This is a genomic window from Aeromonas enterica (assembly GCF_054052465.1).
Window position 1 is genome coordinate 197,844 of sequence record NZ_JBSTYL010000004.1, and the last position, 24,239, is coordinate 222,082.

General features: G+C 60.6%; 25 protein-coding genes and 2 tRNA genes. 17 read left to right on the forward strand and 10 right to left on the reverse strand.

Annotation, left to right across the window (positions count from 1 at the left end):
* The first annotated feature begins 38 nt into the window (after positions 1-38).
* Positions 39-114 (forward strand) — tRNA-Gly (locus ACW5XD_RS06825).
* 57 nt (positions 115-171) lie between these two features.
* Positions 172-245: transfer RNA gene (locus tag ACW5XD_RS06830), tRNA-Cys, on the forward strand.
* An 83-nt stretch (positions 246-328) separates the two neighbouring features.
* On the opposite strand, the gene ACW5XD_RS06835 is transcribed toward ACW5XD_RS06830, so the two are convergent.
* Entirely contained in the window at positions 329-622 is a 294-nt protein-coding gene (locus ACW5XD_RS06835) for a hypothetical protein (protein ID WP_456494221.1), read from the reverse strand.
* A 214-nt stretch (positions 623-836) separates the two neighbouring features.
* Between ACW5XD_RS06835 and ACW5XD_RS06840 the strand changes: the two genes are divergently transcribed.
* The gene (locus tag ACW5XD_RS06840; protein WP_043136007.1) at positions 837-1,037 is read left to right on the forward strand and encodes a YbfA family protein; all 201 of its coding nucleotides are present in this window, start codon (positions 837-839) and stop codon (positions 1,035-1,037) included.
* Between the two features lie 282 nt (positions 1,038-1,319).
* Here ACW5XD_RS06840 and ACW5XD_RS06845 read toward each other — a convergent pair whose 3' ends face one another.
* Positions 1,320-2,909: an EAL domain-containing protein gene (locus ACW5XD_RS06845; protein ID WP_456494222.1), complete on the reverse strand. Its 1,590-nt coding sequence runs from the start codon at positions 2,907-2,909 to the stop codon at positions 1,320-1,322.
* Between the two features lie 166 nt (positions 2,910-3,075).
* Here ACW5XD_RS06845 and ACW5XD_RS06850 point away from each other — a divergent pair, with 166 nt between their 5' ends.
* From ACW5XD_RS06850 to ACW5XD_RS06890, 9 genes are all read left to right on the forward strand, one after another.
* Complete coding sequence (locus ACW5XD_RS06850) at positions 3,076-3,276, forward strand: hypothetical protein (RefSeq protein ID WP_456494223.1); 201 nt, start codon at positions 3,076-3,078, stop codon at positions 3,274-3,276.
* Positions 3,277-3,623: 347 nt separating this feature from the next.
* Positions 3,624-3,887, forward strand: coding sequence for a BufA1 family periplasmic bufferin-type metallophore (locus ACW5XD_RS06855; RefSeq protein WP_456494224.1), 264 nt, complete (start codon positions 3,624-3,626; stop codon positions 3,885-3,887).
* A gap of 70 nt (positions 3,888-3,957) precedes the next feature.
* Positions 3,958-4,806, forward strand: a complete 849-nt coding sequence (bufB, locus tag ACW5XD_RS06860) for an MNIO family bufferin maturase (RefSeq protein WP_456494225.1) — start codon at positions 3,958-3,960, stop codon at positions 4,804-4,806.
* Positions 4,799-5,563, forward strand: a complete 765-nt coding sequence (locus ACW5XD_RS06865; RefSeq protein ID WP_456494226.1) for an HvfC/BufC family peptide modification chaperone — start codon at positions 4,799-4,801, stop codon at positions 5,561-5,563. The genes bufB and ACW5XD_RS06865 overlap by 8 nt, the downstream gene beginning before the upstream one ends.
* Positions 5,560-6,003 carry a DoxX family protein gene (locus ACW5XD_RS06870; protein ID WP_456494227.1) on the forward strand — a complete coding sequence of 148 codons (444 nt, stop codon included), beginning with the start codon at positions 5,560-5,562 and terminating at the stop codon, positions 6,001-6,003. Before ACW5XD_RS06865 ends, ACW5XD_RS06870 begins: the two co-directional genes overlap by 4 nt.
* Before the next feature lie 82 nt (positions 6,004-6,085).
* Positions 6,086-6,550, forward strand: coding sequence for a GNAT family N-acetyltransferase (locus ACW5XD_RS06875; protein WP_456494325.1), 465 nt, complete (start codon positions 6,086-6,088; stop codon positions 6,548-6,550).
* Between the two features lie 208 nt (positions 6,551-6,758).
* The gene (locus ACW5XD_RS06880) at positions 6,759-8,054 is read left to right on the forward strand and encodes a methyl-accepting chemotaxis protein (protein WP_456494228.1); all 1,296 of its coding nucleotides are present in this window, start codon (positions 6,759-6,761) and stop codon (positions 8,052-8,054) included.
* A gap of 186 nt (positions 8,055-8,240) precedes the next feature.
* The gene (locus ACW5XD_RS06885) at positions 8,241-8,798 is read left to right on the forward strand and encodes a DUF3332 domain-containing protein (RefSeq protein WP_456494229.1); all 558 of its coding nucleotides are present in this window, start codon (positions 8,241-8,243) and stop codon (positions 8,796-8,798) included.
* Between the two features lie 85 nt (positions 8,799-8,883).
* Positions 8,884-10,257: an HD-GYP domain-containing protein gene (locus tag ACW5XD_RS06890; protein WP_456494230.1), complete on the forward strand. Its 1,374-nt coding sequence runs from the start codon at positions 8,884-8,886 to the stop codon at positions 10,255-10,257.
* Between the two features lie 68 nt (positions 10,258-10,325).
* On the opposite strand, the gene ACW5XD_RS06895 is transcribed toward ACW5XD_RS06890, so the two are convergent.
* The 6 genes from ACW5XD_RS06895 to ACW5XD_RS06920 all read right to left on the reverse strand — a co-directional run bounded on the left by ACW5XD_RS06895 (position 10,326) and on the right by ACW5XD_RS06920 (position 16,147).
* Positions 10,326-11,384: an FUSC family protein gene (locus tag ACW5XD_RS06895; protein WP_456494231.1), complete on the reverse strand. Its 1,059-nt coding sequence runs from the start codon at positions 11,382-11,384 to the stop codon at positions 10,326-10,328.
* Between the two features lie 63 nt (positions 11,385-11,447).
* On the reverse strand, positions 11,448-13,193 hold the full coding sequence (locus tag ACW5XD_RS06900; RefSeq protein WP_456494232.1) for a bifunctional molybdopterin-guanine dinucleotide biosynthesis adaptor protein MobB/molybdopterin molybdotransferase MoeA: 1,746 nt from the start codon (positions 13,191-13,193) through the stop codon (positions 11,448-11,450).
* Positions 13,190-13,834: a molybdenum cofactor guanylyltransferase MobA gene (mobA, locus tag ACW5XD_RS06905; protein ID WP_456494233.1), complete on the reverse strand. Its 645-nt coding sequence runs from the start codon at positions 13,832-13,834 to the stop codon at positions 13,190-13,192. Before mobA ends, ACW5XD_RS06900 begins: the two co-directional genes overlap by 4 nt.
* Positions 13,806-14,501, reverse strand: coding sequence for an energy-coupling factor ABC transporter ATP-binding protein (locus ACW5XD_RS06910; protein WP_456494234.1), 696 nt, complete (start codon positions 14,499-14,501; stop codon positions 13,806-13,808). Before ACW5XD_RS06910 ends, mobA begins: the two co-directional genes overlap by 29 nt.
* A 34-nt stretch (positions 14,502-14,535) precedes the next feature.
* Positions 14,536-15,237 carry an ABC transporter permease gene (locus tag ACW5XD_RS06915; RefSeq protein ID WP_065401509.1) on the reverse strand — a complete coding sequence of 234 codons (702 nt, stop codon included), beginning with the start codon at positions 15,235-15,237 and terminating at the stop codon, positions 14,536-14,538.
* Between the two features lie 64 nt (positions 15,238-15,301).
* Positions 15,302-16,147, reverse strand: coding sequence for a substrate-binding domain-containing protein (locus tag ACW5XD_RS06920; RefSeq protein ID WP_456494235.1), 846 nt, complete (start codon positions 16,145-16,147; stop codon positions 15,302-15,304).
* Positions 16,148-16,397: 250 nt separating this feature from the next.
* Here ACW5XD_RS06920 and ACW5XD_RS06925 point away from each other — a divergent pair, with 250 nt between their 5' ends.
* Positions 16,398-17,753, forward strand: a complete 1,356-nt coding sequence (locus ACW5XD_RS06925; protein WP_456494236.1) for a sigma-54-dependent transcriptional regulator — start codon at positions 16,398-16,400, stop codon at positions 17,751-17,753.
* Between the two features lie 25 nt (positions 17,754-17,778).
* Positions 17,779-19,857 carry a sensor histidine kinase gene (locus ACW5XD_RS06930; RefSeq protein ID WP_456494237.1) on the forward strand — a complete coding sequence of 693 codons (2,079 nt, stop codon included), beginning with the start codon at positions 17,779-17,781 and terminating at the stop codon, positions 19,855-19,857.
* 80 nt (positions 19,858-19,937) lie between these two features.
* Here ACW5XD_RS06930 and ACW5XD_RS06935 read toward each other — a convergent pair whose 3' ends face one another.
* Both ACW5XD_RS06935 and ACW5XD_RS06940 read right to left on the reverse strand, forming a co-directional pair.
* Complete coding sequence (locus tag ACW5XD_RS06935) at positions 19,938-20,804, reverse strand: substrate-binding domain-containing protein (RefSeq protein WP_456494326.1); 867 nt, start codon at positions 20,802-20,804, stop codon at positions 19,938-19,940.
* Between the two features lie 163 nt (positions 20,805-20,967).
* Positions 20,968-21,825 carry a formate dehydrogenase accessory sulfurtransferase FdhD gene (locus ACW5XD_RS06940; RefSeq protein ID WP_456494238.1) on the reverse strand — a complete coding sequence of 286 codons (858 nt, stop codon included), beginning with the start codon at positions 21,823-21,825 and terminating at the stop codon, positions 20,968-20,970.
* A 213-nt stretch (positions 21,826-22,038) separates the two neighbouring features.
* Here ACW5XD_RS06940 and ACW5XD_RS06945 point away from each other — a divergent pair, with 213 nt between their 5' ends.
* From ACW5XD_RS06945 to ACW5XD_RS06955, 3 genes are all read left to right on the forward strand, one after another.
* Positions 22,039-22,647 (forward strand): hypothetical protein, encoded by a 609-nt coding sequence (locus ACW5XD_RS06945; protein ID WP_456494239.1) that lies wholly within the window; start codon positions 22,039-22,041, stop codon positions 22,645-22,647.
* A gap of 287 nt (positions 22,648-22,934) precedes the next feature.
* Positions 22,935-23,489 (forward strand): DUF3305 domain-containing protein, encoded by a 555-nt coding sequence (locus ACW5XD_RS06950; protein ID WP_456494240.1) that lies wholly within the window; start codon positions 22,935-22,937, stop codon positions 23,487-23,489.
* Positions 23,482-24,165, forward strand: coding sequence for a DUF3306 domain-containing protein (locus ACW5XD_RS06955; protein WP_456494241.1), 684 nt, complete (start codon positions 23,482-23,484; stop codon positions 24,163-24,165). Before ACW5XD_RS06950 ends, ACW5XD_RS06955 begins: the two co-directional genes overlap by 8 nt.
* The last annotated feature ends 74 nt before the right edge of the window (positions 24,166-24,239 follow it).

A 24,239-nucleotide genomic window follows, 5' to 3' on the forward strand; every position in this document is an offset into this window, starting at 1 on the left:
TGCGCCTCGTTGTCAGGCAACTGGCACACGGCAGTCAGGCGGGAATAGCTCAGTTGGTAGAGCACGACCTTGCCAAGGTCGGGGTCGCGAGTTCGAGTCTCGTTTCCCGCTCCAATTTCTCATAGCACCAACTATGGGTATCACTTTCAAGGCAATCAGCCTTGTCAGCATGGCGCGTTAGCAAAGCGGTTATGCAGCGGATTGCAAATCCGTTTAGTCCGGTTCGACTCCGGAACGTGCCTCCATCATCTTTCTGTTCAGCCTCATCCCTGCAGTAATACCTCACACATTCATGTGTGCATTTCTGTTTCCCGCTATTCCGGTTTTCTCAATATCCCTGCTGCGTCAGCAAGGGTTCGCAACCCTGTTGTTGCCACTCCCGTTCCAGATAGCGATTGACCTCGACCAGATCCTGCCCACGGAATTGAAATTGCACCTCGGCCGAATGTTCGGTCAGATCCATCATCTTCTGTTTCAACTGGCCGCATTGCCACAGGCTGATGGTCGGAGCCCCCTTGTAGGCTAGCTCTATGCTGTCGTTTTGATTGAGTCGCCAATCCTGCCATTCCGACCAGAGCAACAGGCCCAACACGCCTATGATCGCCACTTCTGCGGATTTCATCGCACAGACTCCATGTTGACTGCCAACTCATTAAATCTGGTCAAACGGTGCCGCTTTGCCAGGTTTTGTTGCTTGTAAGTTAATGGTTGTAACCCAATTTCATTTTGTGGCTTTTGGCGAACTTTTTTGCGAAAAAACGAGATTGTTGGTGTAGTAATACTACAAAATGTGGAGTAATCTTTGCTCGGTGGTCTTACCAGTAAGGAGTGCTATCATGTTTCATCCCTATTCTCTGACTCAGATAATTCTTCGTCGCATCTATGTGCTGCTGGTGGGTATTCTGGCCTTCCCCGTGATGCTGTTTCGCAGTGATCGCGCGCGTTTCTACAGCTATCTGCACCGCATCTGGAGCAAGACCAGCACCAAGCCTGTGTGGCTCAAGATGAGCGAGCGTGGCGAGCGGATCTTCTACTAAGCTCGCCCTCAGACAAAAAAGACAGCTTCGGCTGTCTTTTTTGCATTTACAACAAGTTGAAATAACTGAGTTTTTTCATCTTGTTTCCATGCTGTGATCCCATCAAGTCGCTGACGTGCAGGGCACTGCATTCGTAGTATGGTGAAGTGTTGCTTGGGCCCGCTTATACGGCGCTGTTCCCAAGTCATCTCCTGATCATGCAAACAGTGAAAATCCCGGCTGATGCCGGGATTTTGTATCTTGTGCCGTTGCTATTTCTATGGAGCCAGCACTACCTGATCATCAAACCGGGTTGGTTGGCGGTATCTCTGTCTGCCGATTGGCCGCATTTTCCGGTTGGGGCAGTTCGTCGTTGAATTGATGGAGCGGCACAGGTCGGCCGAACAGATAACCCTGCAGATAGTTGACCCCTTTTTGCCTGAGGTAACTGGCCTGCGCCGGCGTCTCGACCCCCTCTGCGACCAAAGACAGACCGAGGCGGGTTCCCAGATCGATCACATTCTCGACTATGTGTTCGGAGAGGGACTCAGTGCCAATCTTCCCGATAAAGGACTTGTCGATCTTGAGATAGTCAACGTGGAACTGCTGCAAATACACCAGGCTGGAGTGGCCGGTACCAAAGTCATCAATGGCCAATCTGACACCCATTTCATCGAGTTGTTTGAACAACGACAACGTCTGTGGATCGGCAATCAGCAGCTCCCGTTCGGTGAGCTCAAGTACCAGCACGACCTGACCCGGAGCAAAATAGTCGAGGAACCGGCGGCATTCCGCCAGCAGAGTCATATCACGGCAGTGGGCAGCGCTGATGTTGATACTGATATGAAAACCGTGGGGAACCTTTATCCGTTCGGTGCCTAGCACCCGGGCTACTTCCTCCATGATCATGGTCGTCATGGGAACGATGAGACCGCTCGCCTCTGCTTGGGGAATAAAGAGATCGGGACGGATCAGCCCTGCCGTCGGATGCTGCCAGCGCATCAGAACCTCGGCACCCATCACTTTCCCCCCCTCAGCCTCCACCAGTGGTTGCAGATACGGGGTAAATTCTCTATTTCGCAGGGCTCGCGCCAGCTCGATCTCCGGGGAGCGGGGGCGGCCCAGCAGCCACCAGATCAGCAGGGCAAAACCCAGGGAAATGCCCAACAGTGACAAGATGGCCCATTGTCGCGCCTGCCACAGAGAGTACCAGAACGAAGGGATCTCGTGGCCTGCATAGATGGAGAGCGGGTAGAGTGTGGAGCTGATCTCATGGCTGGCCAGCGTGGGTAGGGAGAGTGAGTCCTTCCTTAATACACCGTCCTCATCCAGCCACTGCTGCCCGACGTGAAGCAGCACCTGGCAGGGCTGGCCACTGAGCACCAGCATAAAGCGCAGGTAATCTCCGTCGATAGTGCTGAAGGTTGCGCCCTTGCCATAGCGAGAACGAAGGACCAGCAAGGGGTGATCGACACGGACCTGATTGCCCGCCATCAATCGTAGGCGTCCATCGCTGTAGCTTTCAATCCGGTCAGGCCACTGGATGGCACCGAGCAGCGAATTGCAATAGACCCCTTGCTCTCCCACCAAGTTGACGGTGCGTACAAACGGTACCAGTGCCACCTGTTGGCGCAGGGTGAACAAGGCTTGTTCACAAGGCTGCTCTATGAAGGGAAATAGTGTCCTGTTGGCACTTTCGGCATGCGCCAGCATGGTTTCCATTAGAGTAATCGCCTGCCTGGCCGAATGTTCGGACTGACGATCAAGCGTGCGCATGTAACTGTTGTACAGCGCCCAGCCCCCTAGCAAGAAGGGCACACTGAACAGCAGCAGAGCACAGCCAAAGCGAAGCCAGGGGCGGGAAAAATCGAGCGCAGGAAGTGACAACGACATAATGGGACCATACACAAACATGGCTGCTCAACATAACAGACGATGCTGAATCCAGGCCTAACACGAACAAAAAACAACCACCACCATTGCTACAGTGGCACCCCAAAAAGTCTGATAGATAGCAGTATCGATGTCGGGTTTATCCATCTGGTGACGCTGACACCTGATGGTGTTTGCGCCGGATCACTGGCGCACCTCCGGGCTGGTCATGCTGGCGCCGCGATTAATTTTTACACTGTTTTCTGGCGGTGGTTGGGCTGCCATTCAGCTTGGGATTGATATCGTTTTGCTTGAGGAGAATAGTTTTTTCGCTGAGAACTATTCATTTCGTATCCTGATTTTTTTTGATTTCTGGCCACTCTGTTGAGTGGTCTTTTTTTTTATTTATTCAAAGAGGGAGGCAAGCGTGTTGGTCGACGTGCCCTGCATGTCTATCCGTGGAAGCTGAACATGTTGGCGTAATGGGTACTCGTTCAGAAATGTGGTGTGTCAATACCCCTGGCCACCGGTAGCGATAGCGGGTCTGCCAACTGAGGGGGCTCAGGCTATGTGCTTTTATTATTTGTTTAAAAACAAGTGGTTGCTTGTTGTTCTTTTTATTGATGTGTCTGTTTTGCACTTTTTTTGAAATTTTTTTCGCGGCAGGCCGGTTCTATTGCAGGCACCGGTTGCAACGGACCGGGCACATCACTCTTAACGACAAGGAATATCAGGATGAACGTTAAAAAGAGCACTGCCATCGCCTCTGCTATGACTGGTTTGCTGGCTCTCGGCGCCCAGTTTATTGCCGCACCGGCCATGGCTGCCGATGAAAAGGAAAAGTGCTACGGCGTGGTGAAGGCAAGTAAAAACGATTGCGCCACCAAGACCAACTCCTGCGCCGGTACCGCCAAGATGGATGGCCAAGGCGATGCCTTCGTTGTGGTCCCCAAGGGGCTGTGCGAAAAGTTGGTTGGCGGTTCACTGCAACCCAAGTAAGACATGTGCCACGGTGTGCCCTTGAGGTCACACCGTGGCTTTTTTCCGTTCGGTGACAGCGAGCCTTGCAATGAACCCCTTGATTGGTATCGGATTACGAACACCCCATTACGACGAGATCCGGCAAACCTTGCCAGCGGTCGGCTGGCTGGAGGTGCACAGCGAAAACTACTTCGAGCGCCACAGCCACGGTTTTCAGGTGCTTGCTGAATTGGCACGACACTACCCGATCAGCCTGCACGGGGTCGGTATGTCCCTCGGTTCTGCCGATGAGCTCAATCTTACCCATCTTGACCAGCTTTCTGCCCTGAGCGCAGTCATCAAGCCGGTACGGATCTCCGAGCACCTGAGCTGGGGCAGCATAGGTGGACGCTATTTCAACGATCTGCTGCCGGTGCCCTATACCCGGGAAGCCCTGACCCGCATGAGTGATAAAATTGCACAGGTTCAGGATGCGCTGGGCAGCCGCCTGTTGATCGAAAATCCCTCCTCTTATCTGCAATTGGCTGGCGAGATGAATGAGTGGGAGTTTTTGGCTGAGCTGCAACGGCGCAGCGATTGCGCCATCCTGCTTGATCTCAATAATCTTTATGTCAGCGGCTTCAACCACGATTTTGATTGCAATGACTATCTGGCGGCCATCAACCTCGATACGGTCGGCGAGATTCATCTGGCCGGATTTACCGACAAGACCTTGCCCGAAGGACACCTCTATATCGATACCCACAGCGCCCCCGTGGCCGAACCTGTGTGGGAGCTCTATCGCCAGATATGCCGCCAGCGTGCCATTCCTACCCTGATCGAATGGGATCTGGATATTCCCCCGCTGGCAGTATTGCTGGCAGAGGCCGAACGGGCCAGCGCCATACTGGATACGGCCGTCAACACCCGCGTAGTGTCGGAGGCTCTTCATGTCTGAACTGGCGCAGCGACAACAACAGTTTGCCGATGGTCTGCTTGAGGAGGGTGATGCCATCCTGCCACACATTCATTCACGCATTTTCCCGGCCCAGTCCGTGCTGCAGGTCTACCGCAACCATTTCATCCTGAGTCTGGGTGAGGTGCTCGCCAGCAGCTATCCCGCGGTCAAGGCCATGGTAGGAGAGGACTATTTTGCGGCAGCGGCGCGCGGGTTTGTATTGGCAGAGCCGCTGCAAGAAGGCAGCGTCATGCACTATGGTGCCGGCTTTGCTGATTGGCTAACCCGGTTGCCGACGACCGCCGGCCTGTTCTGGCTGGGTGAGCTGGCGCGTTTCGAGTGGGCCCTTGAACGTGCCAGTCTGCTGCCGCTGGAGTCGCGTAGCTGGCCGGCTGCACGTATCGCGGCCTTGCCGGCATCGGCCTGGGAGAGTCTGGTGCTGATGCCGGCCAGCGATCTGCGGCTGTTTGACAGTGCTTATCCGGTACTGGCGCTATGGCAGATGGCCATTCATGACGGGGAGGTGGTGAGTGAGCTGGCGGCGCCCACCTGGCTGGCGTTAAAAAAGCGGCCCGATTGCCGGGTCATGCCGCTGGCGCTGACCGAAGGGGAGTGGCGACTGCTGGAAGGGTGCCTGCAGGGTCGCCCGCTCTCGGCATTGCTAGAGCAGGATCCGCAGGCAGACGACTATCTGCCTCACCTCATTACCCTCGGCCTGTTGGTCGATGTGGGCTTAACCGCGGAGCAAATATCATGACAAGCAACAAATTGAAGCTGATCCTGCCGCTGGACTCGACAACGCCCTGGTGGCTGAGCGGCGCCGTTTTATTGCTGGCCAGGATATGGGTCGCCTCGGTGTTTCTACGCTCGGGCTGGCTCAAGCTGAACGCCTGGGATGCCACTCTCTACCTATTTGAATTCGAGTATCAGGTCCCGCTGATCCCCTGGCAGCTGGCGGCTTACGTCGGTACGGCGACCGAGTTGCTGCTGCCACTCCTGCTGCTGCTCGGGCTTTTTACCCGTCCTGTCGCCGCCCTGTTGTTTGCGTTCAACATCATGGCCGTGGTCTCTTATCCCACTCTGTGGGCGGGTGGTTTTTATGATCACCAGTTGTGGGGATGGATGCTGCTGAACCTTGCACTCTGGGGACCAGGCCCGCTGACGTGTGACCAATGGCGCCTTGCCAGAAGGTCCTGAACTCATCACACTGTTTTTTCACAAGACGCGCTTCCGGGCGCGTTTTGTCATGTTTGGTGTATCGATGGGGTGAAAGATGCCGATGATCATTCGTCAGGCAACGCAGGCGGATATCCCGGCTCTGATCAGTTTGCGCATGAGGCTATTTTGTGAGGTGGGTGAGTTGAGCGATCCGCTGGCCGATCAGGATCTCTGGCGAGCGACCCGCAGCTATTTCAACACGGCCCAGGCCGATGGCAGTGCGTGCTCCTGGCTGGTCGAGGTCGGGGGAGAGGTGGTGGCGAGTGGCACGCTGGCACTGTTTGTGCGGCCACCCTATCCCGGCAATCTGTCGGGGCGGGAGGCTTATCTGCTCAACATGTATACCCTGCCGGAGTACCGCAAACAGGGCATGGCCAGTGCGCTGCTCAATGCCATGGCGGCCTATGCCCGGGCCGAACAATTGGGCAAGGTGTGGCTGCATGCCAGCGATGAGGGGCGTCCTCTGTATGAACGCGCTGGTTTTGTGGCCAATTCGGCTTATTTGGAGTGGTTGCCGGGACATTGAGCCCGCCTATGGCGAGAGCTGGTCCGGTTTGTGTCGGCATCCGCGCTGGCGCCCTTGGCGCCATCGTTGTGTTTCTCTACACTGCGTGCCCTTGCGCGCTTCATTTTTCGCGCGGCTGTGCTCAACTATGATCAGACTCATGCTCGCTCACATTGGTTGCGGGTGTTTTTTGTCAGTTCTCACATCGTCAGCACAGAGGTTGACATTCATGTTCAATAACAAGCTGAAGGCGCAACTGCAGGCCTGCCAGACGCAGCTCGCCGAACTGCAGGGATTTGTCGATGCCGTCAAGGGTGGCGTCGCTACCATCATCTTTACGCCGGACGGCGGTATCCTGGAGGCCAACGAGCCATTTTTGATTCTGATGGGTTACAGCGCCGCAGAGCTGCAGGGTCAACATCACCGGATGTTTTGCAGCAAGACGCTGTCCCAATCTTCCGATTACCAGCAATTCTGGGCTCAGCTCAAGCAGGGGCGGGTCAAATCCGGGGTCTTCCCGCGTCTGAGCAAGCGAGGCGAGGCGATCTGGCTGGAGGCGACCTATTTCCCGGTAAAACAGCATGGCCGGGTGACTCAGGTGATCAAGATTGCCAGTGATGTGACCGAGCAGCATCAGCAGTGGCAGAATCAGGAAGCGATCGCCCAGGCGCTGGATCGCTCCCTCGCCATGATCGAGTTCACGCCGGCGGGGGAAGTGATCTCCGCCAATGCCAACTTTCTGAGCTGCATGGGCTACAGCCTCTCCCAGATCAAGGGACACCATCACCGTATGTTCTGTGATGACGCCTTCTATCAGGAGCAGCCCCATTTCTGGGAAGAGCTGGCCCATGGCCAGTTCAAATCCGGCCTCTTCATGCGTCACAACAGCCACGGCGATACCATTTGGCTGGAAGCTACCTACAACCCGATCCGGGATGAGAGCGGCAAGGTGAATCGGGTGATCAAGTTTGCCAGCGAGATAACGGAACGGGTAACCAAGAGTCATGCCGTCAGGGATGCCGCCCAGGTGGCCCATAGCACGGCGCAGGAAACCTTGCGCAGTGCCGAACAGGGGGCCGACTTGCTGCAATCCGTGGTGGATACCTCCTCGCTCATCAGCAAACAGGTGGACAAGACCATCCAGCTGATCAATCAGCTCAATGATCAATCCAAGAGTATCGAGGCCATCGTTTCCACCATCAGCAGCATCGCCGACCAGACCAACCTGCTGGCGCTCAATGCGGCCATTGAAGCGGCTCGCGCCGGGGAGCAGGGGCGCGGATTTGCCGTGGTGGCTGACGAGGTGCGGCAACTGGCGGCCAGAACCTCCCTCTCCACCAGTGAGATTGCCACCGTGGTGCAGAAAAACCGCGAGCTGACGGCCAGGGTCACGGACGACATGGCCGGTGTGGCCAGCAGCGCCGAGCTCGGCAAGCAACAGATCGACAAGGTCAATGAGGTGATGGTCGAGATCCGGCGGGAGGCCAACAACGTGTCGACCACCGTCTCCAACCTATCGATCTGATCCTGTGCAGCCTGTGTCCCGAGGGTGCGGGCTGTCCCCTGATGACTATTTTGATTTTCTGTATCAATTCCGAGCAGTCGACACACCAATCTGAACCCTTGCTGTATCGCTCCCTCCTTGTCAATTGCCCGCCGGGGGCGGCCTGTTTAGGCTTGCCGCCTCATGATTCTGGAGCAAGAAAACGTAATGGCAACAAGAGCAAAAAGCAGGGCCTTGGCCCTGTTGGCGGGCATGCTTGCGAGCATGGGGTTGAGTGGTTGCATGGGGCAGATGGGGCTCTCCTCCATGGTGACCAAGGGCAACCTCAGTGTGGTGGACAACCGTTACGGTCGGGCCGGGGTCTTCCTGCTGCTCTCTCCCGTCTATGGTTTGGCAGCGACGGCGGACTTGTTCGTGTTCAATACCATAGAGTTCTGGTCGGGCAAGAACCCTATCACCGGCAAGTCGCCGGCGCTGGTGGATAAGAAGCTTGATGCCCTGATCAAGGTCAACCAGCACCTGGACCCTTCCCTCAACAAGGTGCCCTTGGCCATGCTGCCACAAGGGGTACGCGAGATTGAGATGAGTTATCCGGACGAGCGCACCGCCCAGATGGAAGTGCACTATCTGGATGGTCGCAGCAGCCTGATGCGCGGTGAAAAACGCGGCGAGCAGCTGGATATCTACTTCGATGGCCGGCTGGTTTCAACCTTGACTAAGGCCCAGCTTGACGAAGTGATGAGTACCCGCAGGGCCGCGGCCTGATTTCGTCTGAATCCTGATCCGTTCCGCCAGGATTGAGTATATATTCCCAGCAGACAAGATTGCCGTGCGGCTAAGGGAGTAGCTCATGACCTTCAGCGGTCTGCGATTATCGGAACTGATCGGTTCCCTCAGTCATGCCCTCGACATGACTGAGGGTCAACCCAGAGGGCACTGCATCCGTTGTTGCTGGATAGGTTCCCGGCTGGGGGAGCGGCTTGGCCTGGATGCCGGGCAGCGCCACGACCTCTATTACACCCTGCTGCTCAAGGATCTCGGTTGCAGCAGCAATGCGGCCCGCATCTGCGAGCTCTATCTCACCGACGATCTGCACTTCAAACGCGATTTCAAGCTGGTGGATGGCTCCCTCTCCGAGGTGGTCAACTTCGTGCTGGGCCACACCGGCCTGCAGGCCGATCTGCTGGGGCGCTTTCGCAGCCTGTTTCACATCTTTCGCAACGGCGATCAGATTGCCAACGAGCTGATCCAGACCCGCTGCCATCGCGGTGCCGATATCGCTCGCCAGCTGCGCTTCAGCGATGAGGTGGCCGCTGGGATCCTCTCTCTCGACGAGCACTGGAATGGCAAGGGGCGGCCGTTGCAGCTGGCCGGTGAGGCGATCCCGCTCTTCTCCCGTATCGCCCTGCTCTGTCAGGTGGTGGATGTGTTTCATGCCGCCGCAGGCCCGCAGGCAGTGCTCAAGGAGCTGCGCGGGCGCAGCGGCAGCTGGTTTGATCCCGAGCTGGTCAGGCAGTTCGAAGCCATGGCCGATGAGCATTTCTGGCAAGGGCTAGCGGATCCCCAACTGGCGGAGTGGGTGTTTAGTCATGCCTCCGGGCAGGGGGAGGTGGCGCTCGACGAGGACTATCTGGACGAGATCGCCGCCGCCTTCGGTCAGGTGGTGGACTCCAAGAGTCCCTACACCGCAGGTCACAGCGGCCGGGTGGCGCTCTATACCGACATCCTCGCCACCCAGATGGGGATCCCGGAGCCACGGCGGCGCTGGCTCAAGCGGGGCGCCCTGCTGCACGACGTGGGCAAGCTTGGGGTGAGCAACGCCATCCTCGACAAACCGGACAAGCTGAATGCCGATGAGTGGGTGGCGGTGCAGATGCATGCCGCCTACACAGAGGAGATCCTGAGCCGGATCGGCGTCTTCAAGGAGCTGGCCCAGGTGGCGGGGGCCCATCATGAGCGACTCGACGGCAAAGGTTATCCCAGGGGACTGGCGGGCGACGAGATTGCCCTCGAGACCCGCATCATCACCACGGCCGACATCTTCGATGCCATCACCGCCAAGCGGCCCTATCGCGGGGCGATACCCGTGCCCAGGGCGCTGGAGATGATGGCCGAGCAGCTGGGATCTGCCATAGACCCCGACTGTTTTGCTGCCCTGCAGGCGGGGATCAAGGATTTCTCCATCTACCTCACGGTCGAGCAGCCGCTGGCGGATGCCAGTTGACCCTTGTTGCACACCAGGCCCGAGTGCTCTGCGCGATATGACAATGCCCCGCATTGCGGGGCGTTTTGCTATGGGCGGCTCTGACTGCGGGGCGGGTACATCACCAGCCCCAGCAGACGGCGCAAGTGGGTGAGCTGCTCGGTGAGCTGCAGACTCAGCCAGAGATAGCCGCTGATGGCGGCCTCGCCACCGGCATCGAGCCGCACCCGGGTCGCGGCCTCCTGCAACTCGCTGATGGCCTGTTCAGCCCCGTTCAACTCGCCGCTCTTGAGCATCAATGCCAGCTGGATCATCACGGCCTCGGTCGCCTGCTGACAGGCGCGCAGCTCGGGGGTGCTCTGCATCAGAAAGTGGCTCTGGCGATCACTCCAATAGGTGTTGGCCAGCATCTCCAGAGTGCAGAGGGTGTTGCGCATCGTGGTCTGGATGGCCTCGAACAGGGCGCTGCCAAGGCGGGTCTCCTTGACCGCCGGGGTCAGCAGGGGGCGCAGGCTCACCATCTTGGAGAGCAGGCGAGAGTGGCTCTGGGCCAGCCTGGGTCGTTCCAGAATATTGGGGGAGAGGTGGGTATGGTAGAGCCGGTGCGCCTGCAGCAGGGTGTCGTGCATCTGCAGCCGCCAGTGGCTGTAGGCGCGCTGGGGGTAGATGCTGCAAAACAGCAGCGCCAGCAGGGAGCCCAGGATCACGTCGGCACTGCGCCACAGTGCCGTCTCTATGTCCCCTGGCATGGCCCCCATGGTGACGCCCAGGGTGATGCCGATGAGCAGCCCCACGTAGGGGCGCTTGCCGAGCGCCAGATAGCCGCACAGGAACATGATGCAGCCGCACCACAGCAGGGTCAGCGGCAGGGAGTAGAGCTCCAGATAGAGCGCCACCACACCGCAACCGGCGCCGAAGATGGTGCCGACCACCCGTTGCAGGGCGCGTGACAGCACATTGCCCCAGAACGAGATGGGGCCCATCACCACCACCAGCGTGATCAGCGGCCAGGTGCTTTCCGGCAGCTTGAGTTCACGGGTCAGCAGAAAGGTGAGCATGAAGGCAAGCGCGATGCGCAGGCCGTGGACGATGCGATAGTGGCCATAGATCAGCAGATCGAGCCGGGAGAGCGGGGTATTCAGGCGCAAGGGACAAGCCTCGAGTCATGGGCGCAAGCACCCCGCCACGCCCGGCGGGGTGCTTGCTATGTATCAGGCCACTTGTCCCTGGAGTGGGTGGATCCAGACCCGCTCGCCGACCGCGATGGCCGGCTGGGCGGGGACAATTTCAATCAGGCAGTTGGCATTGGCCATGGAGCTGAGAATACCGGAGCCCTGCGGCCCCGTGGTGCGCACCCGCAGCACGCCACTGGCATCCTGATGGAAGATGCCGCGCAGAAACTCGGTGCGCCCCGGCCGGCTCTGCATCTTCTGCTCGGCCTGTGCCGACAGGCGCAGCGGCTGCCAGACCCGGCCCTGCAGGCGGGCGATGGCGGGCTCGACAAATTGCAGGAAGCAGACCATGGCCGCCACCGGATTGCCCGGCAGGCCGAAGAAGGGAGTCGCCCCCAGCGTGCCAAACGCCAGTGGGCGGCCCGGCCGCATCTGGATGCGCCAGAAGGCGATCTGGCCCAGTTCCGCCAGCACCTGCTTGATGAAGTCGGCATTGCCCACCGACACCCCGCCCGAGCTCAGCACCAGATCGGCGTCGGCTGCGGCTTGCTCCAGCTGTCGGCGCAGGATGGCGGGATCATCGGGAATGATGCCAAGGTCCATCACCTCGCAGCCGGCGGCGGCGATGAGTGCCATCAGGGTGAAGCGGTTGCTGTCGAAGATATGGCCCGGGGCCAGCGTCTCGCCCGGCGCCTGCACCTCGTCACCCGTGCTGAACAGCGCCACCTTGAGCGGGGTACGCACGTTGAGAGTGGCTTGACCGAGCGACGCCGCCAGTCCCAGCTGGGGGGCGCCGAGACGAGTCCCGGCCGGGATGGCGACCGCGCCCTTGGCGAGATCTTCCCCGGCCAGACGCACGTTCTGCCCCGCCTTGATGGGGGCGCTGAGGGTGACCCAATCACCCTCAAACTGGGTCTCTTCGCGCATCACCACGGTATCGACGCCGGGGGGCAGCGGCGCGCCCGTCATGATCTGCACCGCCTGACCCGCCAGTACCGGCTCGTGGTGTTGCTGGCCCGCCAACACCTGACCCACCAGTTGCCAGCGGCCGGCGGCGAGGTCGTCGCCGCGCAGGCCAATTCCGTCCATCGCCGAGTTGGCGTGGGGGGGCACATTGATGGGGCTGACCAGATCGCTTGCCAGCACGGCGCCGTGGCAGCGGGCGAGCGGCAGGTCGATGCTGCGGGTCGCGGGCTCGAGTGCATCAAGAATGGCCTGGCGGGCACCCTCGACCGACAGAAAACCGGCCCCCGGCGCCTGTTCTTGCTGCCGGCTGCGCTCGAGGTACGCGCAGACGAAGTCAGCGATGGCGGCCAGATCGTTGATGTCGAGCCGGGGCAGGGTAGTTTCCTGGGGCTGATCGCTTGCCAGGGCGATGATGTCGCCATCTTCCGGGAACAGCAGCGGCTTGCCCAGCGCCGTGCGGTGCAGCTCTATCTTGGGGAAATGTTCGTGTTTGAACCCCTCCACCAGCAGCAGGTCGAGGCGGGTTTGATCGAAGCTGGCCAGCAGCTCGCAAAAATCGGCCTCGGCCAGATCGGTTTCAATGATGCGGGCGTGGCGGCGGCGGGAGGCGACCATCATCTGGCTGGCGCCGGCCTTGCGCAGGCGATGGCTGTCCTTGCCCGGCTGGTCAATGTCAAAGTCGTGGTGGGCGTGCTTGAGCACCCCAAGGCGCAGGCCACGACTCACCAGCAGGGGGATGAGCTGCTCCAGCAAGGTGGTCTTGCCGGTACCGCTCCAGGCGGCAAAGCCGAGCAGGGGAAGGGTGGGGGCCGGGGTCATGGGGTGGCTCCTTGTTGGGGGTCGGTAGACGAGTTCAGCAGGCGCGTCTCGTAGGCGGCCAGCTCGGCAGGACTGTTGAGATTGATGAAGGCATCCGGCTGGTCGGCAAAGCTCACCACCGCCATCCGGTGGCGGGCAAACCAGATATCTATCTTGCGCTCCCCCTCGGCCAGGGCAAGGGTGAGCGACGGCAGCAGGGACTTGTGCAGCAGGGCCACCACGGGTTGCAACCAGTCGCCGTCGTGGGCCACCACCAGTTCAGTCTGCGGGGTGAGGGCGGCGCGAAAGCGGTTCATCAGATCATGGGGTAGAGCGGGGCCGTCGCAGGGGACGAACAGCACCCAGTCGTGACGGGCGGCGGCAAGGCCGGCCTGCATGCCCGCCAACGGGCCCAGATAGTCCGGGTTGTCGTCGCTGATGACGGGGGCCAGCGCCTGATAGCGGGCCTGACTGCGATTGGCGTTGATCAGGATCTCGTCGACCTGGGGGCGCAGCCGGTCAAGCACGTGGTCGATGAGCGGGCGGCCCGCAAGCGGGATCCAGCCCTTGTCTTCGCCCCCCCGGCGGGTGGCGCGGCCACCGGCCAGCACGACGGCAGAGACGGGAAAGCGGTCAGTACGGGGTTCGCTGTTTGAGGTCATGTCGCTCGATGATTTTCAAAGGGGTGGGTTCGTGCAGCCGGCCACGGGCGAGGGTCCATTGCCGCTCGCACAGGTCAGTCAGATCGTTGCTCTGGTGGCTGATGATGACCAGGCCGCTGCCCTGTTCCCGCAGATCTTGCGCCAAGGCGGCCATCAGGGCAACCGAATGTGCATCCAGATTGGCGGTGGGTTCATCCATCAGCAGAAAGGCGGGTTGCAGCGCCCAGGCGCGGGCCATGGCCAGACGCTGGCGCTCGCCACCGGACAAAATACTGATGTGCTCGCGCGCCAGTCCCTCCAGCTCGACCCGGCGCAGCGCCTCGAACACCCGCACCTCGTCGGCGGCCTGATGGCCGAGGGCCCAGGCCACGTTGTCGTGTACGCTGCGATCGAACAGATAGGGGGTCTGGTGCAGATAGGTGACCCGGCCAGGCCCGGGATCCCGTGTGATCCACTGTTCGAGCCTGGCGCGCCAACCGCAGGCGAGGTTGGTGTGGCCCCGGGTCGGCGTCAGCAGGCCCGCCAGTATCTTGAGCAATGTGGTCTTGCCCACCCCGTTCGCCCCGCGCAGCCAGATGGCGTCGCCCGCCGCGATGGAGAGCCGCTCTATCTGGAACAGGTTGCGCTCGCCAAAGCGCATCATCAGCTGGTGGGCGGTCAGGGCCATGGGGTACTCCAGTTGATAAAAGGTGAGGGCATGGTCAGTTTTTCAAATAACTGTGACCACGGCACGCGGTCAGCAGCAGGTTGAGCAGCAGGGCCAGGCTCAGTAGCACTATGCCCAGCGCCACCCCCTGGGCAAAGGCGCCCTTCTGGGTTTCCAGCGCGATGGCGGTGGGGATGTTGCGGGTGAAGTGCAGAATATTGCCGCCCACCATCATGGAGCAACCCACCTCGGTAACGATGCGGCTGAAGGCGCCGATCACCGCCGCCAAGAGACCGAAGCGGCACTCGCGCATCAGCCCGAGCAGTGCCCTCGGCCAGGAGAGTCCCAGAGTGAGCGCCGTCTCCCAGGCGCGCCTGTCGCTCTGGATAAAGGCGGCGTGGGCCATGGTGGCGATGACGGGGAAGGCGATCAGCATCTGCCCCACCACCATGGCCTGCTGGGTGAACAGCATCTTCCAGTCGCCGAAAGGGCCGGCCCGCGACAGCAACATGTAGAGCAAGAGGCCGATCACCACGGTCGGCACCGACTGCAGGGTATTGATGCAGGAGAGCCAGAGCCAGCGCGCCGGGATCGGCAGATAGGCCAGCGCAAAGCCGAGCAGCAGCGCCGGCACCAGCACCAGCGCCAGTGCCAGGCAGGAGACGGAGAAGGAGACGCCCACCACCTGCCACAGATCCGTGTCGCCACCGAACAGCAGGGCAAGCGCCGCCAGCGTCGTCTCGACCAGAGTTGGCATCAGACACTTGCCTCATGGGGCAGGGCGAGGGTCGTCAATGCGGTCGTATCCAGCAGAGTCGGCATTATTTTCCGTTGGCATCGGCCACAAACAGCGCCTGTCCGGCCACCTTGAAGTCACCGATAAGCTGCTGGCCATGTTCGGAGACCAGCCAGTTCTTCAGGGTACGGGCCCCGTCGGTGTTGAGATCAGGGTAGCGCTTGGGGTTGACCAGGATCACCTGATAGGGGTTGAACAGACGCTTGTCGCCCTCCAGCAGCACGGCGAGATCCAGCTTGCTCTGGTAGGCGAGCCAGGTGCTGCGGTCAGTCAGGGTGTAGGCACCGAGCTCCGAGGCCATGGTCAGGGTTGGCCCCATGCCCTGGCCGATGGATTTGTAGCCGGCGAACTCGGGTTTGACGTCGGCCGCCTGCCACAGGGTCTTCTCCTTGATGTGGGTGCCGGACTCGTCCCCGCGAGAGATGAAGGTCTGGCCTTTGTCCTTGATGGCTTGCAGCGCCTTGGCGGCGTCGTGCAGCTTGCCCAGACCGGCCGGATCCAGGCTCGGGCCGACGATGACGAAGTCGTTGTACATCAGGTGCACCGGCTCTATGCCAAAGCCCGCGTCAACAAAGGCTTTTTCGGCAGACGGAGCGTGGGTCATCACCAGATCCGCGTCGCCGTTCTCACCCATCTTCAGGCTCTGGCCAGTACCGGCCGCCATCACCTGCACCGGATAGCCTGTCTCCTTGGTGAACTGGGGCAGCAGCCAGCCCAGCAGGCCGGACTGCTCTGTGCTGGTGGTGGTGGCGAGGCGGATCGGTGCCTTGGCGCTTTCGGCGTGGCTGGCGGTACTGAGCAAGGGGAGACTCAGCAGCAGGGCGGTCGAGAGGGCAAGGGCGAGACGTTGGCGCACGGTTCCTGTGATCATGATGTTCATCGTATCCGGTTGATGGGGAGAGGGCAGGACTAAGCAAGCAGGGTGCCAAGCTGGCCACATGCTGTCAGCAGTGTGGTTTTTAATGTGAAAACAGTCGGTTAAGGGCATTAATTGCGTGATGGCCTCGTTGCTTTTAATAAAGGGGGTTGGCACTCGGGACCGGTTAGCGACAAAATGTCCCACAGTTTATAAGGTCTGTGGGACAATCCCGGAACCTTGTCGAATCTGAGGTACTTTTTTCATGACTGCACCCGCCAGCCGCTGGTCCGCCCTCTCCCTGCTGATTGTCGACGACGAACCCGGCATGCGCAGCTTCCTTGCCAAGGCGCTGGCCCGCCGCTTTGCCCAGATAGAAACGGCCGCCAGCGTGGAGGAGGCCGAAGCCCTGCGCTGTCGCCTGCATTTTGATCTCATCATCGCCGACATCCGCCTGCCGGGGCGCTCCGGCATCGAGTGGCACGAAGCCATAGACCCGGCCACTCGCCGCAGCGACATCATCTTCATGACCGGTTTTGGCGATATGGAGACCGCCCTCAAGGCGCTGCGCCTCGGCGCCAGCGACTTTATCCTCAAGCCCTTCAACCTCGATCAGATGGTGCAGGCGGTGGACAGAGTCATCGAGCGCCGCCAGATGGAGCGGGAGAACCTGCTGCTGCGCCGGGAGGTGAGCAAGCTGTTCCCGCCTACCCTGATCGGCGACAGCGCCAAGACCCGCGAGCTTAAAACCCTGATCGCCCGGGTCGCCCCCTCCAACGCCGCCGTGCTGGTGGAGGGGGAGTCCGGTACCGGTAAGGAGCTGGTGGCCCGCGCCCTGCATCAACTCTCCGGCCGGATGGGGGCCTTTGTGCCCCTCAACTGTGCCTCCATCGCGCCGGAGCTGCTGGAAAGCGAGCTGTTCGGCCACGTGCAGGGGGCCTTTACCGGCGCCCGCAAGGGGCGTGACGGCCTGTTTCGGGTCGCCCATCAGGGCACCCTGTTCCTCGACGAGATCGGCGAGATGCCGCTGGCCATGCAATCGTCCCTGCTGCGGGCGCTGGAGCAGAAGGCCATCCGCCCGGTCGGTGCCGAGCGCGAGCTGGCGGTGGATGTGCGCATCGTCGCCGCCACCAACCGCAACCTCAAGGCCGAGGTAGACGCGGGCCGCTTTCGCGAAGATCTCTTCTATCGCCTCAACGTGGTGGCGCTGCCGGTGGCGCCGCTGCGGGATCGGATCGACGACATCCCCGCGCTGGTACACCACTTCACCCGCCAGCTCACCGCCGAGATGGGGATGGGCTCGTTAAGCTGGACTCACGAGGATGTGGTGGCGATGCAGGCTTACCCCTGGCCCGGCAACGTGCGCGAGCTGCGCAACCTGATCGAGCGTTGCCTGCTGCTGGGCAAGCCGCCAGCGGATTACTGGCGAAGCAGCAAGCCCGCCGAACAGGGGACGAGCGAGGAGGGTTATCCGCTGGCGTGGCCGCTGGCGGAGGTGGAGAAGGCCCACATCCTGCAAGTGGTGGCCAGCCATGATGGCAACAAGTCTGCCGCCTCCCGGGTGCTCGGGGTGGCGCGCAAGACGCTGGATCGCAAATTCAAGGAGTGGGCCATCGAATGAGGAAGGCTGACTGGATGGGGTGGCGATGAAACTGACCCTGCTGCCCAGCTGCGTGCGAACCAAGGTACGCTGGCGCCTGCTGCTGCTCACCTCGGTACCCATCATGCTCACCCTGGTGGGTATGATCGCGCTCACCCTCTACTGGACCCTCACCTACAGCTGGCAGAACCTGCTCACCACGGTGCGCAGCGATCTCGGGGTGGCCCACCACGCCATCACGGTGCAGCAGCAGCGCCAGACCGAGCATCTCGAGCATCTGCGCGATGCCTGGGCCTTTCAGCTGCGGCTGCGGGAATCGCCGGATCAACTGCATGACTGGGTGATGCCCCTGGCGGCCAACTATGGCCTCGATTTTCTGCGCTTGCGCCGTGGCCCCGAGCTGGATCAACTGACGGCGCAGGAGCGGGCCGCCCTCACGGCCGGACGCAGCGTCAGCCACTTCGTGGTCTGGTCGCAGCAGGAGATGCTCGCCCTCTCCCCGCAGTTGGCCAAGCGGGCGGTGCTGTGGCAACGGGATGGCACCAGGGCGGTGGAAAACCGGGGGCTGATCAGCCTCTCTCTGGCTCCGGTGATGGGCCGCGACGGGTCGCTTTGGGCGGTGCTGGAGGGGGGCGAGCTTGTCAACGGCAGCACCCGGCTGGTGGATGAGCTCAAGGGGCAGGTGTTTGCCAAGAGCACCCTGCCGGATGGCAGCGTTGGCACCGTCACCCTGTTTCTCGACGATCTGCGGGTGAGCACCAACGTGCCGGTCAGCAGCAGTCGCCAGATTGGCCGAGCGGTGGGTACCCGGGTCTCGCCGCCGGTGCGCGAGCAGGTGCTGGGGCGAGGGGAGATGTGGATCGATCGCGCCTTCGTGCAGGATGCCTGGTATGTGTCGGGCTACGAGCCACTGCTGGGGGCGAACGGCGAGCGGATCGGCATGCTCTATGTGGGCTTTCTCGAGTGGCCCATCATCCGCACCTATCTCACCAATCTGGTGGAGCTGGGCTCCGGCGTGGTGCTGCTGTTGCTGCTCTCCGGCCTGCTGGTCTATCGCGGCGCACGGGATCTGTTCACCCCCATCGAGCGGATGCACAAGGTGGTGCGGCAGGTGCAGGCGGGTCAACCGGCCCGCATCGGCCCGCTGGCCCTCGACCCTGATCACGAGCTGGCCCAGCTTGGTCGCCAGTTCGACGCCATGCTGGACCGGCAGGAGGCGCACCAGCAGCAGATGGCTCGCAGCGCCGACGAACTGGAGCAGAAGGTGGCCGAGCGCACCCAGAGCCTCAAGCTCAAGACCGCCGAGCTGGAAGATCATATCCATATGCTGACCGAGGCGCGCCAGCAGCTGCTGATCAGCGAGAAGCTGGCGGCCCTGGGCGAGCTGTCGGCCGGGGTGGCTCACGAGATCAACAACCCCTTGGCGGTGATCCTCGGCAATGTGGAGCTGATGAAGCTGGAGCTGGGGGCGGCGGCCGAGCCGGTCAGTGAGGAGCTGGCGCTGGTGCTGGCCCAGATCGAGCGCATTCGCGCCATCACCCGCAGCCTGCTGCAATACTCCCGCCCCGGCGATTACGAGACGGCGCCTGTGTGGCAGCACCTCAATCCCATCATCGAGGAGAGCCTGACCCTGGTGCGCTCCGCCCTGCGCCAACAGCAGGTGGAGCTGGTGGCCGATCTCAGGGCGCTGCAGCCCATCGAGGCGGATCGCCAGCAGTTGTTGCAGGTGCTGATAAACCTCTTGGTCAACGCCAGCCACGCGTTGGGGGAGCAGGGGGAGATCCGGGTCGAGAGCCGCGACTGGTTCGATGAACTGGGTCAGCTGCGCGGGGCCGAGGTGCGGGTGATCGATAACGGCAGCGGCATCGAGGCGGCGATTATCGACAAGATCTTCGACCCCTTCTTCACCACCCGCGCCACCGGCACCGGGCTGGGGCTGGCCCTGAGCCACCGCATCATCAGTCGCTGGGGCGGAGAGCTGCTGGTGGACTCCACCCCGGGGCAGGGGAGCTGCTTTACCGTGCGGCTGCGCAGCCACGCCCTGCTGCCCAGCGGCAGCGAGCCCGCGCAACTGGAAGGGTGGCGTATCGCGCTCAATGCCGAGGGGCGTGAGACAGGCGATTGATCTTGTTATAAAAAGGTCCGTTATAAAAACAGCCCGTCAACATGGTTGGCGGGCTGTTTTGTCAGTGGGGTAAAGCTAATTTACTGCGGGCTCCACACCAGCTTGCCGCTCTGGGTCAGGTCATAGCCGCCGAGGCGGGCCGCCAGCTCGCGCCCCTCGGGGGATTGCAGCCAGCCGATCAGCTGTTGCAGCAGGGTGCGAAAGAAGACCCCCTGCGGCATCACCAGATCGAAGCACTCCTGCGACAGTGGCATAAAGCCGAGGCCAAACTCGGTGGCGGTGCTCTGGGCGCCGGGCCCGACATCGGCATCGCCACGGCTGATGGCGGCGGCCAGCTCCCGCTCGCTGTTGACCTGCACAGTGCTCTCCAGTCGGGTCAGCGACTCCCCTTGGGTTTGCAGCCACTCCTGCAGGGCGCGCTGGCTGCCAGCTCCCTCCTGACGCATGGCCCAGCGCCAGTCGAGCGCCTCTTTCGCCTCCTTGGGTTGCAGCCCCTGCCGCAATACCAGCCCCTGCACCCGGCGAAATCCATGAACGATCACCCATTGGCGGTGGCCCTGATACTGCTGCACCAGCGCCGGATGGCGCAGGTGAGCCTCTTCGGCCTGCCCCCAGTGGATGGCGCACAGATCCACATGGCCGCGCGCCAGCATCGCCAGCCCCTGCCTTGTGCCGCAGGGGGTGTAGCCCACCAGCGCCTGGGTGCCGAGCTGCTGGGCCAGCCGGCTGCTGGCGTAGTGCAGCAACACGTCGTCTGAGCCCGCCAGCAGCAGCCGGTCGTTCATCACCCCCTCGTGACAGCTGCCGAGCAGCCAGCGATCGAGCAGGGAGCGCGGAAACAGCCACTTGCCGGTCGCCTTGGTGGCGGGGATGCGCGCCTCGTTGGCGAGCTGGTAGACCTTCTTCTCGTTGAGATCGAGATACTCGGCCACCTGCTTCACGTTCATAAATTCATTCATGGCTTGCGCTTGACCCCTTGAGTGGAGTGGTCGAGATACTCAACTATCTGTTTGGCACTCATCAACTCGTTCATGGCTTGCGCTTGATCCCTTGGCTGGCCTTATCGAGATACTCAACTATCTGTTTGGCACTCATCAACTCGCTCATGGCTTACTCTCGCTGACCGCGACCAGAGGGGCTGCTGGCCAGCACCGGCGGCTTTTCGTCCAGCTCCAGATGCTGCTGGCCGGTAAAGAGCTCGAAGTGGCGCCCCTTGGCGCGGGCAATCATGGTGATGCCGAGCTGGCGGGCGAGATCCAGCCCCATCTGGGTGACGCCGGAGCGCGACAGCAGTACCGGAATGCCCATCTGTGCCACCTTGATCACCATCTCCGAGGTGAGCCGCCCGGTGGTGTAGAAGATCTTGTCGTGGCCACCCTCGCCGCGCATCCAGAGCTCGCCGGCCAGGGTATCCACCGCGTTGTGGCGTCCCACATCCTCGACAAAGGAGAGGATTTCGCTGCCGCGACAGATGGCACAGCCATGCACGGCACCCGCCATCTTGTAGGTTTCGTTATGGGCCGACAGGGCTTTCAGCAGGGCATAGAGGGTGCTCTGTTTCAGCGTGGGCGCTGCCAGCACGACTCCTTCCAGCTTCTTCATCACGCTGCCATACATGGTGCCCTGACCGCAGCCGGAGGTGACCGTCTTCTTCTCCAGCGACTGGTCGAGATCGGCGGCCTGCTGGCTGCTCACCACGGCGGCGGCTTCGCTTTCCCAGTCGACGATCACCGATTCTATGGCCGCAATATCCTCGATAAAGCCCTGATTCTTCAGATAGCCCAACACCAGCGCCTCGGGGCGGGCCCCCAGGGTCATCAGAGTCACTATCTCCTTCCAGTTGAGGTAGACCGTCAGTGGCCGCTCACAGGCGATTTGGCGGGTTTGCATCGTGCCCTGTTCATCCATCACTTCGACGGCCATGGTGAGCTGGGCGGCAGCATTGCTTTTGATAAAGGTCGGTGTCATGGGCCCCTCGCGACCGGTTGCCGGGATCTAAGGGGAAGGATATAGCAAGTTTTGTTCCAGATTTCAGTGAGGGCAATAATGTCTGTTATAACTGCGTAAATCTAGAGGATTAATTGCTCTGATTAATCAGATAGATAAACTTATTTCGACAAAGTTAAATAAATTCATAATTATAAGGATGAAACTTTTTAAGCCATTATTTAGGGGTGTGAATTGAATTTTTGCTTAACAGTTACCGATATTGATTGGTCAATAACTAAAGATGTATTATCTATTGTCGGTACAGTTGGCGCCATTGTAATAGGATCTTTAGGGCTATTTACTTGGAGGCGGCAACTTAGGGGAACAAGTGAATATGAGTTAGCTAAAAAGGCTATATTGAAAACCTACGAAGTTCAACAGGCGCTTCAGTTTGTTAGAAACCCTATGCTTTATTTAAGCAAGGAGGAAGTAGAAGCTGGTCGTAGACTTGAGGAAGAACAAAGGATTTATAATGAGAGAATGGCCCATCTATATGATAAGTGGGCTGAATTGCAAACCATTCGTCTTGAGGCGAAAGTTATTTGGCATGATGGGGCTCATAAAGTTTTTGATGAGCTCCACCAGCGAATAGGGGATATGCGAGGTGCTATTTGGTTACATTTCTGGATGAAGGGGGCTTATGCTGGGCCTGGAGCTACAGTAGACAATAATCTGGAGCGAAGAATGGAAAATGATAAGACGGTTTATTATATTTCAGATGATGATGAGTTTAGCTTGACAATAACGAGGTCGGTAAGTCGCATAGAGGAGTTTTTTGGACCAAAAGTCCGTAGCAAATGAATTTTTATTACATGGGGTAACGAAGTAAAACCCAAAATTTACCCAGAAAAAATCATCAAGGCAATAATCGGATAATTCGACGTTATTCAATTATTGCCATTCCTTCTGGTCAGGCACTGGTTACACAGATCTAGTTATCATCCCCCCAATCAGCCACCAAACCGGCCTTGGCCCCACTCTTGCTATGTCTTATCCCATTGATGGCCGTGGCCGCCATGAATCTCCTGCTGTGATCCGCCCCGAACGGGGTGGATCACTGGGGAGGGCGGCCCGGAAGAGACCTTCTGATGGGAGCCGTGACAGTGCAAGACACAACCAATATTCTCTCCCCGCAGCGCTGGCTGCAGCTGGAGTTAAAGGCCATCGACAGCCAGGTTGGCCGCTGGCAGAGCCGCCGTTTCGAGATAGCGGTGCTCCATCCCGCCGAACCCGAGGCTGCAGGCGCCTTGCCCCTCACCCTGTTTCGCGACGAGCGGGGGGATTATCGCTTCAACCTGAGCTCCGGCTCGCCTCGCCTCTTTGTGACCGGAAGCCGCGTGGACAATGGCTTTGTGGCCGATGGCCTCACCCTGAGCCAGACCGTGGCGGCCGCTTATATGGATGGCGAGCGACAGGTGCTTTCCTGCCCGCTGCCTGAGGCGCTGCAAGCCTGGGTCGAGGCCTTTATCGGCCGCCACGGCGAGCTGCTGGAGGCCCGCCGCAAGGGCAAGAAGGGCAAGGGGCGGGCGCAGGATCAGCTCGGTGTCGATAGCCAGGATCAAGCCAGCTGCGGCGCCGTCAAGGCCACCGGCCCTGATGGTCGTGAGCGTGGCAGCGACGCCGGAAACAGCGTCCATGAGTGAGTTCCTCAAGCGCTGGCACTCTCGCAAGAGTGAGGCGCGCAAGCATCAGGTATTGCAGCTGAGGGAAGAGGTCATCCCCGAGGCGGTTGCCACGCCAATCGAAGGCAGTGGTGAGAGTGAAATGTCAGATACTACGCTGGATAGCCGCGTAGTCAGCACTGACAATGGGGGCTGTGAACCCGATGCTGCCGAGGGTCTCCTGTATGAGGTGTCAGAGGGAAAACCGGCTATCGGTTACGCTGATTCGCAGCCGGCCAGCCCAGCCCAGCCGGGTAAATCTGCGCTGCCTGACAAAGAGGCGCTGCGCGCCATGTTTCGCACTCACCAGCCGGACGGGCTGGATGACTACACCCAGGATTTCAGCCAGCCCGAGCTATTGCCGGCGGCCCTGACGGCGGGGCTGCGCAACTGGCTGGTGGAGGCGGTGACGGCGCCCGAGGCCGAGTCCGGCTGCGCACTGTCGCCATCAGATCAGGCATCACCCGAGCAGGCCATTGCCGACCAGCCAGCCGCTGCCCCCTCTTTTTCTTCTCCCGCCTCCCAGCGGAGTGAACCGCCCGCCACCTTGCCAGCCCCGGATCCACAAGCCCACACCAAGGATCGGGACATTTTGGTTGATGAGGGTGGACAAAATGTCCCAACCAAGGGTGGGGGAATGGAGTGTCTGGGATCCTGACTCCCTGCCAGTCACTATTTTTCCGGGGGAGTTGGCTCGGCTCTTGCTCCTCCACAAGACCAACAAGCGATCCA

What these genes read in the sequence shown, in the direction of transcription:
- ACW5XD_RS06835 (WP_456494221.1), bottom strand. Translation starts at nt 622, where the DNA reads ATGAAATCCGCAGAAGTGGCGATCATAGGCGTGTTGGGCCTGTTGCTC.
- ACW5XD_RS06840 (WP_043136007.1), top strand. Translation starts at nt 837, where the DNA reads ATGTTTCATCCCTATTCTCTGACTCAGATAATTCTTCGTCGCATCTAT.
- ACW5XD_RS06845 (WP_456494222.1), bottom strand. Translation starts at nt 2,909, where the DNA reads ATGTCGTTGTCACTTCCTGCGCTCGATTTTTCCCGCCCCTGGCTTCGC.
- ACW5XD_RS06850 (WP_456494223.1), top strand. Translation starts at nt 3,076, where the DNA reads ATGGTGTTTGCGCCGGATCACTGGCGCACCTCCGGGCTGGTCATGCTG.
- ACW5XD_RS06855 (WP_456494224.1), top strand. Translation starts at nt 3,624, where the DNA reads ATGAACGTTAAAAAGAGCACTGCCATCGCCTCTGCTATGACTGGTTTG.
- bufB (WP_456494225.1), top strand. Translation starts at nt 3,958, where the DNA reads ATGAACCCCTTGATTGGTATCGGATTACGAACACCCCATTACGACGAG.
- ACW5XD_RS06865 (WP_456494226.1), top strand. Translation starts at nt 4,799, where the DNA reads ATGTCTGAACTGGCGCAGCGACAACAACAGTTTGCCGATGGTCTGCTT.
- ACW5XD_RS06870 (WP_456494227.1), top strand. Translation starts at nt 5,560, where the DNA reads ATGACAAGCAACAAATTGAAGCTGATCCTGCCGCTGGACTCGACAACG.
- ACW5XD_RS06875 (WP_456494325.1), top strand. Translation starts at nt 6,086, where the DNA reads ATGATCATTCGTCAGGCAACGCAGGCGGATATCCCGGCTCTGATCAGT.
- ACW5XD_RS06880 (WP_456494228.1), top strand. Translation starts at nt 6,759, where the DNA reads ATGTTCAATAACAAGCTGAAGGCGCAACTGCAGGCCTGCCAGACGCAG.
- ACW5XD_RS06885 (WP_456494229.1), top strand. Translation starts at nt 8,241, where the DNA reads ATGGCAACAAGAGCAAAAAGCAGGGCCTTGGCCCTGTTGGCGGGCATG.
- ACW5XD_RS06890 (WP_456494230.1), top strand. Translation starts at nt 8,884, where the DNA reads ATGACCTTCAGCGGTCTGCGATTATCGGAACTGATCGGTTCCCTCAGT.
- ACW5XD_RS06900 (WP_456494232.1), bottom strand. Translation starts at nt 13,193, where the DNA reads ATGACCCCGGCCCCCACCCTTCCCCTGCTCGGCTTTGCCGCCTGGAGC.
- mobA (WP_456494233.1), bottom strand. Translation starts at nt 13,834, where the DNA reads ATGACCTCAAACAGCGAACCCCGTACTGACCGCTTTCCCGTCTCTGCC.
- ACW5XD_RS06910 (WP_456494234.1), bottom strand. Translation starts at nt 14,501, where the DNA reads ATGGCCCTGACCGCCCACCAGCTGATGATGCGCTTTGGCGAGCGCAAC.
- ACW5XD_RS06915 (WP_065401509.1), bottom strand. Translation starts at nt 15,237, where the DNA reads ATGCCAACTCTGGTCGAGACGACGCTGGCGGCGCTTGCCCTGCTGTTC.
- ACW5XD_RS06920 (WP_456494235.1), bottom strand. Translation starts at nt 16,147, where the DNA reads ATGATCACAGGAACCGTGCGCCAACGTCTCGCCCTTGCCCTCTCGACC.
- ACW5XD_RS06925 (WP_456494236.1), top strand. Translation starts at nt 16,398, where the DNA reads ATGACTGCACCCGCCAGCCGCTGGTCCGCCCTCTCCCTGCTGATTGTC.
- ACW5XD_RS06930 (WP_456494237.1), top strand. Translation starts at nt 17,779, where the DNA reads ATGAAACTGACCCTGCTGCCCAGCTGCGTGCGAACCAAGGTACGCTGG.
- ACW5XD_RS06935 (WP_456494326.1), bottom strand. Translation starts at nt 20,804, where the DNA reads ATGAACGTGAAGCAGGTGGCCGAGTATCTCGATCTCAACGAGAAGAAG.
- ACW5XD_RS06940 (WP_456494238.1), bottom strand. Translation starts at nt 21,825, where the DNA reads ATGACACCGACCTTTATCAAAAGCAATGCTGCCGCCCAGCTCACCATG.
- ACW5XD_RS06950 (WP_456494240.1), top strand. Translation starts at nt 22,935, where the DNA reads ATGGGAGCCGTGACAGTGCAAGACACAACCAATATTCTCTCCCCGCAG.
- ACW5XD_RS06955 (WP_456494241.1), top strand. Translation starts at nt 23,482, where the DNA reads ATGAGTGAGTTCCTCAAGCGCTGGCACTCTCGCAAGAGTGAGGCGCGC.